This window comes from Tessaracoccus aquimaris (assembly GCF_001997345.1).
Lineage (GTDB): Bacteria > Actinomycetota > Actinomycetes > Propionibacteriales > Propionibacteriaceae > Arachnia > Arachnia aquimaris.
On record NZ_CP019606.1, the window covers coordinates 1,138,427 to 1,153,152 of the forward strand.

The 14,726-nt window shown below is 68.3% G+C and carries 16 protein-coding genes and 1 pseudogene; 7 read left to right on the top strand and 10 right to left on the bottom strand.

Annotated features, from left to right (window positions below; genetic code table 11):
* Positions 1 to 3: 3 nt before the first annotated feature.
* Entirely contained in the window at positions 4 to 1,518 is a 1,515-nt protein-coding gene (lnt, locus tag BW730_RS05430) for an apolipoprotein N-acyltransferase (protein WP_077685368.1), read from the bottom strand.
* Positions 1,519 to 1,562: 44 nt separating this feature from the next.
* Here lnt and BW730_RS05435 point away from each other — a divergent pair, with 44 nt between their 5' ends.
* The gene (locus BW730_RS05435; protein ID WP_226997083.1) at positions 1,563 to 2,456 is read left to right on the top strand and encodes a 5'-3' exonuclease; all 894 of its coding nucleotides are present in this window, start codon (positions 1,563 to 1,565) and stop codon (positions 2,454 to 2,456) included.
* Positions 2,457 to 2,466: 10 nt separating this feature from the next.
* On the opposite strand, the gene metW is transcribed toward BW730_RS05435, so the two are convergent.
* A complete protein-coding gene (gene metW / locus BW730_RS05440; RefSeq protein ID WP_077685370.1) occupies positions 2,467 to 3,069 on the bottom strand; it encodes a methionine biosynthesis protein MetW in 603 nt (200 codons plus the stop codon).
* Positions 3,066 to 4,199: a homoserine O-acetyltransferase MetX gene (gene metX / locus BW730_RS05445; protein WP_226997084.1), complete on the bottom strand. Its 1,134-nt coding sequence runs from the start codon at positions 4,197 to 4,199 to the stop codon at positions 3,066 to 3,068. Before metX ends, metW begins: the two co-directional genes overlap by 4 nt.
* A gap of 97 nt (positions 4,200 to 4,296) precedes the next feature.
* Between metX and BW730_RS05450 the strand changes: the two genes are divergently transcribed.
* Complete coding sequence (locus BW730_RS05450) at positions 4,297 to 4,728, top strand: VOC family protein (protein WP_077685372.1); 432 nt, start codon at positions 4,297 to 4,299, stop codon at positions 4,726 to 4,728.
* 5 nt (positions 4,729 to 4,733) lie between these two features.
* On the opposite strand, the pseudogene BW730_RS20265 reads toward BW730_RS05450, so the two are convergent.
* A pseudogene (locus BW730_RS20265) lies at positions 4,734 to 5,455 on the bottom strand (VIT1/CCC1 transporter family protein).
* 265 nt (positions 5,456 to 5,720) lie between these two features.
* Here BW730_RS20265 and BW730_RS18440 point away from each other — a divergent pair.
* A complete protein-coding gene (locus BW730_RS18440; protein ID WP_077685373.1) occupies positions 5,721 to 5,900 on the top strand; it encodes a hypothetical protein in 180 nt (59 codons plus the stop codon).
* Here BW730_RS18440 and BW730_RS05465 read toward each other — a convergent pair.
* The 5 genes from BW730_RS05465 to BW730_RS05485 all read right to left on the bottom strand — a co-directional run bounded on the left by BW730_RS05465 (position 5,897) and on the right by BW730_RS05485 (position 11,711).
* Entirely contained in the window at positions 5,897 to 7,177 is a 1,281-nt protein-coding gene (locus tag BW730_RS05465; RefSeq protein ID WP_077685374.1) for an O-acetylhomoserine aminocarboxypropyltransferase/cysteine synthase family protein, read from the bottom strand. The genes BW730_RS18440 and BW730_RS05465 overlap by 4 nt on opposite strands.
* A gap of 154 nt (positions 7,178 to 7,331) precedes the next feature.
* Entirely contained in the window at positions 7,332 to 8,231 is a 900-nt protein-coding gene (locus tag BW730_RS05470; RefSeq protein WP_077685375.1) for a carbohydrate ABC transporter permease, read from the bottom strand.
* A 1-nt stretch (position 8,232) separates the two neighbouring features.
* Positions 8,233 to 9,198, bottom strand: coding sequence for a carbohydrate ABC transporter permease (locus tag BW730_RS05475; protein WP_077685376.1), 966 nt, complete (start codon positions 9,196 to 9,198; stop codon positions 8,233 to 8,235).
* Positions 9,199 to 9,282: 84 nt separating this feature from the next.
* Positions 9,283 to 10,665: an ABC transporter substrate-binding protein gene (locus BW730_RS05480; RefSeq protein WP_077685377.1), complete on the bottom strand. Its 1,383-nt coding sequence runs from the start codon at positions 10,663 to 10,665 to the stop codon at positions 9,283 to 9,285.
* A 254-nt stretch (positions 10,666 to 10,919) separates the two neighbouring features.
* A complete protein-coding gene (locus tag BW730_RS05485; protein WP_077685378.1) occupies positions 10,920 to 11,711 on the bottom strand; it encodes an HAD-IIA family hydrolase in 792 nt (263 codons plus the stop codon).
* 102 nt (positions 11,712 to 11,813) lie between these two features.
* Here BW730_RS05485 and BW730_RS05490 point away from each other — a divergent pair, with 102 nt between their 5' ends.
* The 4 genes from BW730_RS05490 to BW730_RS05500 are packed head-to-tail and all read left to right on the top strand — an operon-like array spanning position 11,814 to position 14,095.
* Entirely contained in the window at positions 11,814 to 12,503 is a 690-nt protein-coding gene (locus tag BW730_RS05490; RefSeq protein ID WP_077685379.1) for a GntR family transcriptional regulator, read from the top strand.
* Positions 12,500 to 12,931, top strand: coding sequence for an MFS transporter (locus BW730_RS19085; protein WP_226997085.1), 432 nt, complete (start codon positions 12,500 to 12,502; stop codon positions 12,929 to 12,931). The genes BW730_RS05490 and BW730_RS19085 overlap by 4 nt, the downstream gene beginning before the upstream one ends.
* A complete protein-coding gene (locus BW730_RS05495; protein WP_226997086.1) occupies positions 12,838 to 13,719 on the top strand; it encodes a hypothetical protein in 882 nt (293 codons plus the stop codon). Before BW730_RS19085 ends, BW730_RS05495 begins: the two co-directional genes overlap by 94 nt.
* A 10-nt stretch (positions 13,720 to 13,729) precedes the next feature.
* Positions 13,730 to 14,095 (top strand): DsrE family protein, encoded by a 366-nt coding sequence (locus tag BW730_RS05500; protein ID WP_158522482.1) that lies wholly within the window; start codon positions 13,730 to 13,732, stop codon positions 14,093 to 14,095.
* Positions 14,096 to 14,097: 2 nt separating this feature from the next.
* On the opposite strand, the gene BW730_RS19090 is transcribed toward BW730_RS05500, so the two are convergent.
* Positions 14,098 to 14,658, bottom strand: coding sequence for an HNH endonuclease (locus tag BW730_RS19090; protein ID WP_077685380.1), 561 nt, complete (start codon positions 14,656 to 14,658; stop codon positions 14,098 to 14,100).
* Positions 14,659 to 14,726 lie beyond the last annotated feature (68 nt).

A 14,726-nucleotide genomic window follows, 5' to 3' on the forward strand; every position in this document is an offset into this window, starting at 1 on the left:
ATGCTACCGGGCGTCGGAGCGCTTCCGAAGGACGGTGGCCCCGAGCGCGACCACGGTCGTAGCGACCGCTAGCCACGACAACCACGGGCTGAGCCGAACGGCCAGGTTCACGTTGTAGCGCAGCGGGACCTCAGCGAACAGCGTCGCCGCCTCCAACTCCTCGGTGCGCTCGACGACGCGGCCGCGCGGGTCGATGACCGCCGAGATCGAGTTGAGCGTGCTCGCCAACACCTCGCGGCCCGTCTCCATCGCCCGGATCCGGTTGAGCACCAGTTGCTGGTGCGGCTCGAAGGTGAGCGCGTAGGTGTTGGTGTTCGACTGGGAGACGATCAGCTCGGCGCCCGCGTGGATCAGGTCGTAGGCGGTCTGGTCGTAGGCGAGTTCGAAGCAGATCAGCGACCCGACCCTGAGTTGGCGGTACTCCCCCACGCTCGCCTCCAGCACCCCGGGGCCCTCACCGGGGATCGAGTCGCGCCCGACCTGCTTGAGGATCGGCAGCATCGGCAGCAGTTGCTGCCGGAACGGGATGTACTCGCCGAAGGGGACCAGGTTGCGCTTGTGGTAGCTCTGGCCGGGGCCGGCCGCCGGGTCCCACCAGATGCTGGTGGTCTGTCGGGTGTCGTCGGTGGGGCCGTCGGTGACGGCGCCGACCAGGATCGGCACCTCCGCGATCTGGGCGGAGACCTCCACGAGGCGCCGCGTCTCCGCGTCCTTGATCGGGTCGACGTCGGTCGCGTTCTCGGGCCACAGGATGAAGTCGACCGGACGACCCTCGGTGCGTGCGAGTGCCGTGGCGAAGATGGTCTCGCTCAGGGCGTTGTTGGTGACGGAGCGGGCATAGCTTCCGGTGCCGTGCTCCGCGCGGTTGACGTTGGGTTGCACCATCGCGACGCTGACGCTCTGCTCGGGCGTGGCGAGCGGCACCAGGTTCAGCAGGCCACCGAGCAGGAAGATCGCAAGCGTGCCCGCGACGGCCTTGATCCGGACCTTCGGCGCCGTGACGGCCCACAGCAGCAGGGTCGACGCGAGCGCGACGAGGTAGCTGACGCCGGTCACCCCGACCCACGACAGGAAGCCGTTCATGGGCTGGTCGACCGTGGTGTAGGCGAGCCGGGTCCACGGGAAACCGCCAAAGGGGATCTGCCCCGAGCCGAACTCGACCGCAACCAGCGCCGCGGGCACCAGGAACGGCCACGCCCGCAGGGTGGTCAGCCGGGAGATGACGAGCCCGAGGACCGCCCACCACAGCGACATGAACGCCACCAACACGACGCCCACCCAGAACCCGAGCACGGAGACCCAGGAGATCGTCAGCGTGTTGAGCGCGAGGCCTGCGAGGTATCCCCAACCGAAGCCCGCGCGCATCCGCAGGCCGACCATCAGCCACGCGAACAGCGCGAAGCCGACGATGGTGGCGGGCCAGACGCCCATCGGGGCCATCCCGAGCCCGATCAGCAGCCCGGCGGCAACGGCCACTGCGAGGGTGATCGGCACGGGGAGGGTGGGGCGGGTCAGCACGCAGGAAGCCTACCTGGGTCGGCGTGGTGTGCCAGCATGTGCTGGTGAGCACTTTGATGGCGTTCGACACGTCCTACCTGTACTTCCGTGCCTTCTTCGGGGTCCCCAACACCTTCCACGCCGTCGACGGCACGCCGGTCAACGCGGTGCGCGGCACCCTCGACTTCATCTCGCGTCTCCTGACGCAGTACGGCCCCGACGTCTTCGCGTGCGCCTGGGACGACGACTGGCGGCCAGCCTGGCGGGTGGACCTGGTGCCGACGTACAAGACGCACCGGCTCGTCGAGTCGTCGGGCGTGGCGCAGGAACAGGTCGACGACGACCTCAACGTCCAGGTGCCGCTGATCCGCGAGTGCCTCACCGCCCTCGGCATCCCGATCGTCGGGGTCGCCGAACACGAGGCCGACGACGTGATGGCGTCTCTTGCCCGCCAGCACGACGGCACCAGCCTCGTCGTCACGGGCGACCGCGACCTGTTCCAACTGGTCGACGACGACACGTCGATCGTCTACATCGCCAAGGGCGTCGCCAAGCACGAACTGGTCACGCCAGCGGTGCTCGCCGAGAAGTACCAACTCGCCCCGCAGCGCTATGTCGACTTCGCGGTGCTGCGCGGCGACCCCAGCGACGGACTGCCCGGCGTCAAGGGCATCGGGGAGAAGACCGCGGCGTCGCTCGTGACGACCTACTCCAGCCTCGAGGCGATGGTGGAGGCCGCCGTCGACCCCGCGACCAAGCTGTCGCCATCGGTGCGCTCGAAGCTGCTGGCCGACGTCGACTACCTCGCCAGGGCCCGCGAGGTCGTCACCTGCGTCGACACGCTCCCCCTGCCCTCGCTCGACCGGGCACCGGTGGACGCGGCCAGGGTCGCAGAACTCACCGGGACCCTCGGCCTAGGCGGCTCCATGACCCGCCTCGCCGACATCCTCTCCCGCTAGCCGGGGTTGCTCAGCGCCGGGCGTGCAGGACGTAGAGCGCCGAGCTGGCGAGCAGGTTGGAGCCGAGGTTGCCCGCCCGGTGGCGGTGGCCGTCGGCGTCGAGCGGAATCCGCCGGTCGATCACCATGTCGAGGCTCGCGAACAGCGGCTCCAGGTCGGGGATCGACGAGTGGTGCAGGTTCGGCGTGTCGTACCAGTCGAACGGCAGGTCCTTCGACATCGGCATCCGCCCGCGCAGCAGCCGCAGCCGGTTCTGCCAGTGCGCGAAGTTCGGCATCGACACCAGCGAGTGCAGGGCGATGCGACCCATCTCCGCAAGCACGCCGCGCGGCTTGTACACCGTCTGCAGCGTGCGCGACAGCACCACGAAGTCGTAGCTGTCGTCTGCGAACTCCCCCAGTTGCGTGTCCAGGTCAAGTTCGATCACGTTGACGCCCCGACGAAGGCACTCAAGCACGTTGCCTGGATCGAGGTCGACGCCGGTTCCTGTGCACCCCTTCTGGGTCAGCAACTGCAGGAGGTCGCCGTTGCCGCAGCCGAGGTCAAGGACGCGCGAGCCCTCCGGGATCAGGTCGGCGATGATGGCCAGATCGGCCCTGAAACGCTGCGTCATGCCAGGTCCTCCGCCGCCCGGTCGAGGAAGGCCCGCACCGTCTCGTGGTACTGCTCGATCTCCAACAGGAACGAGTCGTGCCCCCACGACGAGTGGATCTCCCTGAACGACGTCGGAAGCCGGGCACCCTCGAGGTGCCGGACGATGCGCCGCGAGTGCTCCGTCGCGAAGCGCCAGTCCGTGTCGAAGCTGACCACCAGGAACCGCACGGGCGAGGCCACCAGCGCATCGAGCGCGTGCTCGTCGGCGAAGGGGTCGAAGTAGTCCATCACGCGCGTCAGGTACAGATAGCTGAGTGGGTCGAAGCGCGACAGGAACCGCTGGCCCTGATGCTCCAGGTAGCTCTCGACGGCGAAGTCGATGCCGAAGTTCGGGGATAGTTCCCCAGCCTGGGCCGACCGGCCGAACTTCTCCTGGAACGCCTCCTCCGACAGGTAGGTGATGTGGGCCATCATCCTGGCGACCGACAGCCCCTTAGCGGGCGTGGTGCCTCGCGTAAGGAACTTGCCCTCGTTGAATCCCGAGTCGCGCATGATCGCCTGCCTGCCGACGGCGCTGAACGCGATGTTCTGGGCCGTCAGCCGCGACGATGCCGCGAAGATCAGTGCGCTGCCCATCTCCTCAGGGTGCGTCAGCGACCACTGCAGCACCTGCATCCCCCCGAGCGATCCGCCGACGACCGCCGCAAACCGTTCGATCCCGAGGTGCCTGGCCAGGCCCCGGTGCACCTCGACGAAGTCCGCCATGTCAAGCAGCGGGAAGTCCAGCGCGTACGGCTCCCCCGTCTCGGGATCGATCGACGACGGGCCGGTGGTGCCCTGACAGCCACCGAGGATGTTCGACGCGACCACGAACCACACGTCGGTGTCGATCGGCTTGCCCGGGCCGATCATGTTGTCCCACCAGCCCGGACGGTCGTCGCCAGCGTGCAGGCCGGCCGCGTGCGCGTCGCCGGTCAGCGCGTGGCAGATGCAGACGGCGTTGCTGCGCTGGGCGTTGAGCTCGCCGTAGGTCTCGTAGGCGACCTCGACAGGGGCGAGCGTGGCGCCGCTCCGCATTCGCAGCGGGTCGCTGCGGTCGAAGACGGTCGCGATCTGCGTCTCGACGATGCCGAGGCTCGGTGTGCTCACCTGCCCATTCTTGCGCACCGGCGACCGCTCCCCCAGCAACGCCCGTCGCGGCTGCTCACCCTTGCGCGGCGCGCGAGTTGGGAGCAGTGTTTCCTCCATGACCGCAGCCAAGTTCACCGTCACCTTCGACGCCGCCGATCCCCTGGCCCAGGGCGAGTTCTGGGCACTCGCGCTCGGCTACCGGAGGGAGGACCCACCTCCGCCGCACGCCACCTGGGAGGAAACCCTGACCGCGTGGGGCCTCCCGGAGGAGCGGTGGAACGACGCCAACGCCATCGTCGACCCGGACGGCGTCGGGCCCCGCATCTTCATTCAGAAGGTGCCGGAGCCCAAGACGACGAAGAACCGCATTCACCTGGACGTGCGCCTCTCGCAGAGCCACGAGGACAAGGACCGCGCGGCGCTGATGGCCAAAGCCGACGAACTGGTCGCGGCCGGGGCAAGCCTTGTGAAGGTCTTCGACGACCCGCACACCGGTTACTGGATCGTGATGACCGACCCTGAGGGCAACGAGTTCTGCATCGTCTAGCCGGATCAGCCGACGACGACGCCGAGCAGCGCGCCGATCCCGTAGGTCGCGGCGAGCGCGAGCAGGCCGCCGAAGACCACGCGGATGACCGCGGGACGCACCGGGGAGTCGCCCAGTTTGGCGCCGAGGCCGCCGGTCAGCGTGAGCGCGACGAGCACCGCGAGCACCGTGACGGGGATGCGCCACGGCAGCGGTACCAGCAGGATCGTCAGGAACGGCAGTAGCGCGCCAGCCAGGAACGAGAGAGCGGAGGCGATCGCGGCGTGCCAGGGGTTGAGGATCTCGTCCTCGGCGAGGTGGTAGCGCTGCGACAGCAGCACCTTCGAGCGGTTGCCGTCGCTCAACTCGGCCGCCACCAGTTCGGCGGTCGAGCGGCTGAGGCCCTGCGCGAGGTAGGTGTCGACGAGTTGCCGGTTCGCCTCGCCGCGGTCGGAGCGAAGCAGGCCCGAGACGCGCCCGATCAGGGAGCGCTGCGAGTCGGCGGCGCTGGAGACCGAGACGTACTCCCCAGTGCCATCGAGATGGCGCCGCCGACGACCGCGGCGACGCCCGCCAGCAGGATGGGTGTGATGTCGTTGACGGCGGCCGCCACCCCGACGACCGTCGCGGCGACCGACACGATGCCGTCGTTGGCGCCGAGGACGCCAGCGCGCAACCAATTGAGCCGATCAGAGAGATCGGCCGAGTGATCCTTCTTGGTCTCCGTCGCCGTGCTCATGGCCACCATTCGAGCACCGACGCCCTACCCAGTCCAGACAGGAAAGGCTTGCCTCACCGGCCCCGGATTTGGCAACGTTGAGCGTCCTCAACCCGGAAATGGGAGCGTCGCGCGTGGTCAGCCGCCTTTGCGGGAGACCGGTCGGCACGCGCTGAGGCGACACGCCGTCGCGAAGTTCCCTGACGGCGAAACCGGCCGACCTCCCGATCTCGCCGACCGCGCCCGCGACCGGTGGCCGCGCACTAGCCTGACAAGAGACGAGGAGGGAACACAGATGTCTCACGCACACGTCCCCGGGCCACCCGACGAGGCGCCCACCGAACACCAGCAGGCGGGTCAGCCGCAGGCCACCGACGAGGAGATGGCGCACGCCAGCGACGGCGCCGTCCCCGAGGACCAGGTCGAGGCCGACCGGGCCCATCAGGAACGGCAGGCGCGCCCCGACGAGGGTTAGGCCTTCTCCAGCGCCTGATCGATGTCGGCGATGATGTCGTCGACGTTCTCGATGCCGACCGACAGGCGCACCATCTCGGCGGGAACGCCCGCCGCCTTCAACTCCTCCTCGCTGAGCTGCGAGTGGGTCGTCGACGCGTTGTGGATCGCAAGCGACTTGGCGTCGCCGATGTTGGCGAGGTGGCTGAACAGTTCGAGGCCCTCGACGAATGCGGTGCCGCCGTCACGCCCAGACGCGACGCCGAAGGACACGAGCCCCCCGAAGCCGCCCTTCAGGATCCGCTTGGCGATCTCGTGCGTCTCGCTGGTCTCGAGGCCCGGGTAGTTCACCCAGGCGACCTTCGGGTGCTGCTCGAGGTGCTTGGCGACGGCGAGCGCGTTGCTCGAATGGCGCTCCATGCGCAGGTGCAGCGTCTCAATGCCCTGCAGCAGCAGGAACGAGTTCATGGGTGCGATCGCGGCGCCCGTGTTGCGCAGCAGGACGGTGCGGGCGCGGATGATGAACGCCGCAGGCCCGGCCGCGTCGGTCCACACCACGCCGTGGTAGGCCTCGTCGGGCGTGGTGAGGCCGGGGAACCGCTCGGCGTGCGCGGCCCAGTCGAACTTCCCGGAGTCGACGAGCACGCCGCCGAGCGAGTTGCCGTGGCCGCCGAGGTACTTGGTCGCCGAGTGCACAGCGACGTCGACGCCGTGGTCGAACACGCGCGTCAGGTACGGGGTGGGGACGGTGTTGTCGACGATGAACGGAAGGCCCAGTTCGTGGGCGGCGGCCGACCAGGCGTCGAGGTCCACGACGTTGAGCGCCGGGTTGCCGACCGTCTCGCCGAAGACAAGCTTTGTCTTCTCGTCGACGTGGTTCTTCAGGTCCTCCGGCTTCGACGGGTCGACGAAGCGGGCCTCGATGCCGAACTGGGAAAGTGTGTGGGCGAACAGCGCGAATGTGCCGCCGTAGAGCGTGGAGAGCGCGACGATGTTGTCGCCCGAGTAGGTGAGGTTCAGCACCGCGTAGGTGATGGCGGCGGCACCGGACGCGGTGGCGAGCGCCCCGACGCCGCCCTCGAGGGCGTTGACGCGGGTCTCGAGCACCGACTGGGTCGGGTTCATGATCCGGTTGTAGATGTTGCCCGGGGTCCGCAGCGCGAACAGGTCGGCGGCGTGCTGCGCGTCGTCGAACACGTAACTGGTGGTCTGGTAGATCGGGACGGCTCGCGCGTTGGTCGCGGAGTCGGCCTCCTCCTGGCCTGCGTGCACGGCAAGGGTCTCGGGCTGGTAGGTCATCGCTTCTCTCCTCTGGTCGCTCTGCCCCGAAACTTAGCGGGAGCCGTTGCCCGGTGGGAGGGTGCCCACTTTCGCCATCAGCAAACACGGCTCAAGGCGCAGAAACGGCGGCGCCCCCCAGGCGCCGCCGTTCCCGTCCCCCAAGCTCGGGAGTTCAGCCCTTCAGGCCGCCGCTGAGGAGGCCACGCACGAAGTACTTCTGCAGGCTGAGGAAGACGATCACCGGGACGATCATCGAGATGAACGCCCCCGCCGAGAGCAGGTACCACTGGCCGCCCATGGTGCCCGCCATCTCGGCGACGCGCACCGTCAACGGCGCGTTGGCGCGCGACGGCGCGAAGATGAGGGCCACCAGCAGGTCGTTCCAGACCCACAGGAACTGGAAGATGCCGAAGGACGCCAGCGCTGGCTTCATCAGCGGAAGGATGATCCGGAAGAAGATCGCGTTGTGCCCCGCGCCGTCGACCCGTGCCGCCTCCATCAGTTCACCTGGGAGGTCCTTCATGAAGTTGTGCAGAAGGAACACCGCCAGCGGAAGGGCGAAGATCGCGTGCGAGATCCACACCTGCCAGAACGACGGAAGCGCCAGCGTGTTGTACAACTGCTGCAGCGGGATCAGCGCGACCTGGAGCGGCACGATCTGCAGGGCGAAGATGCCGACGAAGATCCAGTTGCGGCCGGGGAACTTGGTCCAGGCAATCGCGTAGGCGGCAAGCGCTGCGAGCATCAGCGGGATGATGACCGCGGGGATGGTGATGACTAGCGAGTTGATGAAGTAGTCGATCAGGCTGGTCGAGCCGCCGAAGAGCGCCTGCTCGTAGTTCTTGATCGTGAACCAGGGCTTGACGAAGGCCGTCCACCATCCGCTGGTCTGGATGTCCTTCTGCGTCCTGAACGACGTGATGAACAGGCCGAGCGTCGGCGTGGTCCACATGATCGCCAGGATGACGGCCACCACCGACGCCCACGGCGAACTGATGGCTCGGGCGGCGTTGCCTGCCGCGGTCCTGCCGCGCCTCTTGGCGGGCGTGACGGGTTCGGTCGCTGCGCTCATGTCAGGCGTCCTTTCGCATCTGGACGACGTTGTAGATCACGATCGGCAGCACCAGGATGAACAGGATCACCGCGAGGGCGGCGCCGGTGCCGTATTCGAAGTAGCGGAACGAGTAGTTGTAGAACTCGAGCGCGAGCACCGAGGTGTCGAACTGGCCGCCGGTCATGGTGCGGACCACGTCGAAGACCTTCAGGGTTGCGATGCCGACGGTGGTGAGCACCACCACGAGCGAGCCCCTGATGCTGGGGAGCGTGATGAAGCGGAACAGGCGCCAGCCCGTCGTGCCGTCGATCTTGGCGGCCTCGATGAGGTCGTCGGGGATGGCCTTGATGGCGGCAGAGAGCACCGTCATCGCGAAGCCGGCCTGGATCCAGACCATCACGATGATCAGCCAGAACGTGTTCCAGCCGCGGGCCTGCATGAAGTCGACGGGGTCTGCCCCGAAGAACGTGAGGATGGCGTTGAACAGGCCGACCTGCGTCTGGCCGGGGCCGCGTACGTCGTAGACGAACTTCCAGATGATGGAGGCGCCGACCATCGAGATGGCCATCGGCAGGAAGATCAGGGCCTTGGCGAACGCCTCGAACCGGGAGCGGTCGACGAGGATCGCGTATGCCAGCCCGATCACGGTCGCCAGCACCGGCACCGCCAGCACCCACACGATCGTGTTGAGCAGCGGGCCGAGCAGTTCTGGGCTCTTGAACACCGTCGCGAAGTTGTGGAGGGTGAAGCCCTTGTCGCCGGTCGGGCCGCCGAACGCCTGCCGGATGGTCAGCACGGCGGGCCACACGAGGCCCGCGAGCAGCATGACGAGGACCGGCAGGATGTAGACGAGGCCCTGCAGGCGGTCGCTCGTCTTGGACTTGAGCCTTCCCACCAGCCAGGCGACCCCGACGATCAGCGCGACCACCGCGGCGAAGATGATGATCGCCATGATCATCTCGATGAACTTGTCTGCGATTTTCATGCGCCAACCTCCTTGTTGCTGCAAGAAAGCCGGTGGGGCGACGACGTCGTTGTCGCCACCCCACCGACAGTGATGGTTAGACCGTTACTGAGGCCAGGACTGCTCGATGAAGTCGAGGGTCTCGTTGGTCGGCTTGCCGGTGATCCAGTCGGTCATGCCCTTCCAGAACGTTCCGGCACCCACCTTGGAGGGCATCATGTCGGAGCCGTCGAAGCGGAACACGGCCTTCTCGTCCTGCAGCGTCTCGGCGGACAGGCGGTCGATCGGCGAGACGAGGTTGTCGATCTCGAGGCCCTTGTTCGCGGAGACCCAGCCACCGTTCGGCGTCGACTTGGCCTTCTCGTTGGCCCACTCGGCGCTGGAGAGGTAGGTCTGGAACGCCTTGACCTCGGGACGGTCGGCGAAGGCCGCGACGAACTCGCCGCCACCGAGCACCGGCTTCTCGTCCGCGTTGTTCGACGGCAGGTAGAACGCCCACACGTCGCCGTCCTCGGCGACCTTGGTGCCCTCCGGCCAGTTGGCGGCGTAGAACGAGGCCTGACGGTGCATGTAGCAGCCGCCGGTGAGGATCGGCTGGCCGCCGTCCTGGAACGTCGTGGTCGCGATCGAGTTGACGTCGCCGAAGCCGCCGTTGACAAACTTCGGGTCCTTCAGGATCGCGCCGGCCTGGTCGAGGGCGGTGGCGACCTGCGGGTCGTTGAACGGGATCTCGTGGGCGACCCACTTGTCGTAGGCGTCGGGGCCAGCGGTGCGGAGCATCATGTCCTCGAGCCAGTCGGTGCCCGGCCATCCGGTCGCATCGCCGGAGCCGAAGCCGGCGCACCAGGGCTTGGCGTTCGCGTCATCGGCGGCGATCTTCTGGGTGAGGCTCATCAGGTCGTCCCACGTCGCGGGAACCTCGTAGCCCTTCTCCGTGAAGGTCTTGGGCGAGTACCACACGTACGACTTCACATTGGCGCCGAGCGGGGCGGCGTAGAACTTGCCGTCGACAGAGCCGTAGCCCTTCCACGCCGGATCGAAGTGCTTGTCGACGTTGGCGGCGGTCTCGGCGGGGGCCTCGACGACCTTTCCGGTCTCCTTGACGAGCGTCTGGAGAAGGCCGGGCTGCGGGACGTAGGCGATGTCAGGAGCGTTGCCGCCCTTGACGCGGACCAGCAACTGGGCCTCGAACTCCTTCGAGCCTTCGTACTGCACGTCGACGCCGGTGCACTCCTCGAAAGGCTTCCACGAGTCGATGTGGGGCTGGTCCTCTGGCGCGATGATCGAGGTGTAGACCGTGACGGTGGTGCCCTTCAGGTCGCCGAACGCCTCGTAGGGGGCGCAGTCGAACGCGCCTGCTGCGGTGGTGCCGCCCGGTGAGGCGGGCGTGCCTGCGCCAGGCGAGTTGGGGGTTTCGGCGGTGTCCGCGCATCCGCTCAGCAGGACTGCGAGCGTCAGGCTGGAGGTCACCGCGATGGACTTGAGCATTCGACGAGCCACTGGTCGAACTCCTTCCGGGTCGATTCCAGGACAGCCGTGTCCTGGTAACTCTCATCACTATTGCGGAGGTTGCGCTGGCCGTCTGCCTCAAACTCGTCACGTTTGCGTAACGATCCAACGCCCTCATTGCAAGAAACTTTCGGCCAGTATTTGGATCCGCCACTGACCAGGATGTTTGCCTCCGAGGCCACCGAAACGGGCGTTCGTGAACGTTCAAGTCCGCCCGCGGCGGGTGGCCCGATTCAGGCGATCAGTTCGTCGAGGCGTTCGAGGACCAGGCCGGGGCGCGCGTCAGGGGCGGCGGCCTCGACGTCGGCTCGCGACGAGTCCCCCGTCAGGACCAATGCCGACTGCAGGCCCGAGCGATGTGCCAGTTCGATGTCGGTGCCGAGCCGGTCGCCGACCATCACGCAGCGCGTCGGGTCGACGTCGATGCCCGCGAGGGCGGCCGCCGCCATGGCGGGGTCCGGCTTGCCGAGCACCGCCCGGCAGGTGGTGCTGGTGCTGGCCTCGATGGCCGCGACCACGGCGGCGCAGTCGGGCTCACCTCGGCCGCCCGGGAACGGGCAGTACCGGTCGGGGTTGGTTGCGATGAGGAAGGCGCGCTTGTGGAACCAGATCGCGTCGAAGGCGATCTGCAGCTTGCGGTAGTCGAAGCCGCGGTCATAGGAGGCCACCACGATGTCGATCTCTGCAGGGTCCTCGCTCATCGCGATCCCGGCGGCCTCGAAGGCCTCGATCAGCGGGCGCTCCGCGATCGGGAACACCACGGCCTCGGGATGGTTGGTCCGCAGCCAGTGCGTCGTGACCGTGACGGTGTTGACCACGTCCGCGGGAACGGTCGGGATGCCGAGCGCCGTCAACTTCTCGGCGTACTGCCCGGGAGACCTGGTCGCGTTGTTCGACAGGAACCGGAAGGGCACGCCCTCGGCGCGGAGCCAGGCGATGGTCTCCGCTGCACCTGGCAGCAGCCGGTCGCCGAGGTAGATGGTGCCGTCCAGGTCGAACAGATAGGCATCGAAGCGCGCGGTCATTGGCTCCCCTCCGGGCGTTGTGCAGCCGATCTTAGGTGAGCAACCGGCGACGGCGGACCAACTCGTGGTCGACCACGGATCGAGACATGTATCCATTAATGCATGCATCAGGCGTATTGGGAGGGTGTGCAGACGATGACGCTCCCTTGGGAGGACCAGACCGGACCCCTGGCGCGGCGCGTCGCCGCCGCGACCGCGCGGGCGATCGTCGAGGAGGAGGTGAGCCCGGGCACCCTCCTCACCGAGGTGGAGTTGGCCACCCGCACCGGCGTCAGTCGGACGCCCGCCCGTGAGGCCATGGTGCAACTGGAGGGATGGGGCCTCGTGCGCCTGCTTCCCAAGAAGGGTGCCATCGTCACCGCGGTCGGTGCCTCCGAGCGACGCGACCTGCTCGCGGTGCGACTGATGTTCGAGAAGGACGCCCTCACCGGCATCGACGACGGTGCGCTGGTGGCGCTGACGCGGACCCTGGACGACGTGCTCCAGGCGCAACGCACCGCGATCTCAGCCGACGACCTGCTCGGCTTCGCCGCCGCCGACTACCGGTTCCACGCGGCCGTCATCCTCGCGGGCAGCAACGCGGTCGTCGAGCAACTACTGCACAGCCTCGCCCCGCGGTTCGCCCGGCTCATCCATCAGGTCTGCCTGCACCGCCCCGATCTCCTGCCGCGCCTGCTCTCCGAGCATGAGGCCCTCGCCAACCTGGCCCGCTCCGGGGACGCCGACGGCTTCGCCCGGGCGGTCGTCGCGCACGTCGAGGCCACGCACTTCGCGGATGCGGTCGCCCGGTGACCGCTTCGCGCCAACGGGGCTGGCTGCGCGTCGTCCCGTCGATCTTCATGCTCGCCTGGGGCGGCAATCACTTCACTCCCCTGCTCCACCTGTACGAGGAGGTCGGCCACTACGCGCCGTGGCAGGCCAACCTTCTGCTCGGCATGTATGTCGCAGGACTGATCCCTGGCCTGCTCCTGCTCGCCCCCGTCTCGGACCAGCATGGCCGCAGGCCTGCCCTGATCGCAGGCGCGGTCGCCAGCGTGGCGGGCAGCGTCCTGCTTGCCTGTGGGTTCCAGTCCTTCGCGCTGCTGTGCCTCGGGAGGGTACTCGCGGGCGTCGCCGTCGGGCCGCGATGTCGGTTGGCACCAGTTGGGTCAAGGAACTCTCCTCTCCCCCGTTCGACGCGTCCGCCGGGTCGACGGCGGGGGCTCGGCGAGCGCTGCTGACGATGACGGGCGGCTTCGCGGTCGGCGCGGCCGTGACGGGAGTCCTCGCGCAGTGGGGACCCGCGCCGTCGGTCACCCCATACGTCGTGCATGCGATCCTGACGCTCGGGGCCCTGGCTGCGCTCGTCACCGCCCCTGAGTCGCTGACTCCGGAGCGCCGCGCGTCCGGACCCTGGTGGCGTGACCTGCGCGTGCCGTCCGCCGGGCATCGACGCTTCGTGCGCCTCGTGCTGCCCGCCGCACCATGGGTGTTCGCCGCAGCGGGGGTCGCCTACGCGATCATGCCCGCGACGGTCGCCGACCGGCTCGGCCCCTGGTCGACCCTGTACGCGACGGTGCTGACGGTCCTGACGCTCGGTGCGGGTGCCCTGGTGCAGAACTTCGTCCCGGCCATCAACCGCGCCTCGGGAGGGCACGCGCTGCTCGTCGGGATGACGGCAATGAGCGTCGGCGTCGGCCTGGCGGCGGTCGCCGCGCAGTTGCGTCAACCCGTCCTGGCCCTTGTCGTCGCCGTCGTGCTCGGCCTCGCCTACGGGGTGTGCGTCACCTCCGGCCTGATCCACGTCCAGTCGATCGCCACCCAACGCGACCTGGCAGGCCTCACCGGCGTCTACTACTCGCTCGCCTACAGCGGGTTCCTGCTGCCGAGCCTGCTGGCGGCCGCGCTGCCCGTCCTCGACTACCCAACGTCGCTGCTGATCGTGGCCCTGATCTGTGTCGCCTGCGCGGCCCTCGTGGCACGTGAGTCGATCGGCGGAGCGCCCGCAGCGGCTCCGCAGGACGCCTAGTCTTGGTCGGGTGAGCGAAGAACCAGAGGTCCTCGGAGTCGTCTTGCAGGCCTCGGGCGCGGACGCCGACCTGCCCTGGAAGGCGTGGCAGTCGAGCCTGAACCTGGAGGCCGAACTGCCGGGAAGCACCGTCGAGATCGTCGTGCAGGGGGCGGCGGTCGCCTCGCTGATCGCGGCACACCCCACCGCCAAGCGACTCGTGGAGGCGTTGCGGGGCGGCACGGGAGACGTGACGGTCCTCGCCTGCGCCAACGCGCTCCGGGCACACCACATCGACCCCTCCGATCTCGCGGAGGGCATCGACGTGGTGCCCGCGGGGATCGCGCGCCTGGTCACCCGCCAGCGCGAGGGCTGGAGCTACGTCCGGATCGGCTGAGCTCAGCCGGCCTTCAGCATCCGCCACACCTCGGCCTGGACGCCCGCGTACTGCCTGACGTCGACGCGGGGATCGAACAGCAACCGCATGCCCGCCTCGTCGGGCGTCCGGTCGGCCTTGTCCTGGTTACACCCGGAGCACGCGGCGACCAGGTTGCCCCACGTCCATCCGCCTCCCCTGCACGCAGGGAAGATGTGGTCGACGGTTCCCGCGAATGCGCCGCAGTAGGCGCAGGTCCATCCGTCGCGGCGCAGGATGTCGAAGCGCGACGCCCTGCTGTGCAGGTCGGGCGCCCGCCGGAACGGTATCTCGACCCAATGGTTGAGCCGCACGATGACGGGCCATCCCATGTCGACCGAACCGCCTGCCGAGCGCACCCGGCGGGTGTGGTGGATCTTGAACGGGGTGTAGACGTCGTCGAGGATCCCCGTCACGGCGCGGGTCCAGTGCACCTCGCCCTTGACGTCGTAGTCGAGGCCGATCACGAACGTGGTGGCGCTGTGCTCCTGGAGGGACGCGGGCGCGATGTCGCCGTGCGGGCGTTGTCTCAGTCGGATCGTCATGATCGGCCTCCTTTCTGGCGTTGCTGAGATTCGGGGTACGAAAAAGGCCCCGTGGGAACGTGTCCCTC

Coding starts and splice junctions, on each gene's coding strand:
- BW730_RS05495 (WP_226997086.1), top strand. CDS start 12,838: ATGTCGGTTGGCACCAGTTGGGTCAAGGAACTCTCCTCTCCCCCGTTC.
- metW (WP_077685370.1), bottom strand. CDS start 3,069: ATGACGCAGCGTTTCAGGGCCGATCTGGCCATCATCGCCGACCTGATC.
- BW730_RS05480 (WP_077685377.1), bottom strand. CDS start 10,665: ATGCTCAAGTCCATCGCGGTGACCTCCAGCCTGACGCTCGCAGTCCTG.
- BW730_RS18440 (WP_077685373.1), top strand. CDS start 5,721: ATGTCTCACGCACACGTCCCCGGGCCACCCGACGAGGCGCCCACCGAA.
- BW730_RS05490 (WP_077685379.1), top strand. CDS start 11,814: ATGCATCAGGCGTATTGGGAGGGTGTGCAGACGATGACGCTCCCTTGG.
- BW730_RS05485 (WP_077685378.1), bottom strand. CDS start 11,711: ATGACCGCGCGCTTCGATGCCTATCTGTTCGACCTGGACGGCACCATC.
- BW730_RS19090 (WP_077685380.1), bottom strand. CDS start 14,658: ATGACGATCCGACTGAGACAACGCCCGCACGGCGACATCGCGCCCGCG.
- BW730_RS05465 (WP_077685374.1), bottom strand. CDS start 7,177: ATGACCTACCAGCCCGAGACCCTTGCCGTGCACGCAGGCCAGGAGGAG.
- BW730_RS05450 (WP_077685372.1), top strand. CDS start 4,297: ATGACCGCAGCCAAGTTCACCGTCACCTTCGACGCCGCCGATCCCCTG.
- BW730_RS05475 (WP_077685376.1), bottom strand. CDS start 9,198: ATGAAAATCGCAGACAAGTTCATCGAGATGATCATGGCGATCATCATC.
- BW730_RS05470 (WP_077685375.1), bottom strand. CDS start 8,231: ATGAGCGCAGCGACCGAACCCGTCACGCCCGCCAAGAGGCGCGGCAGG.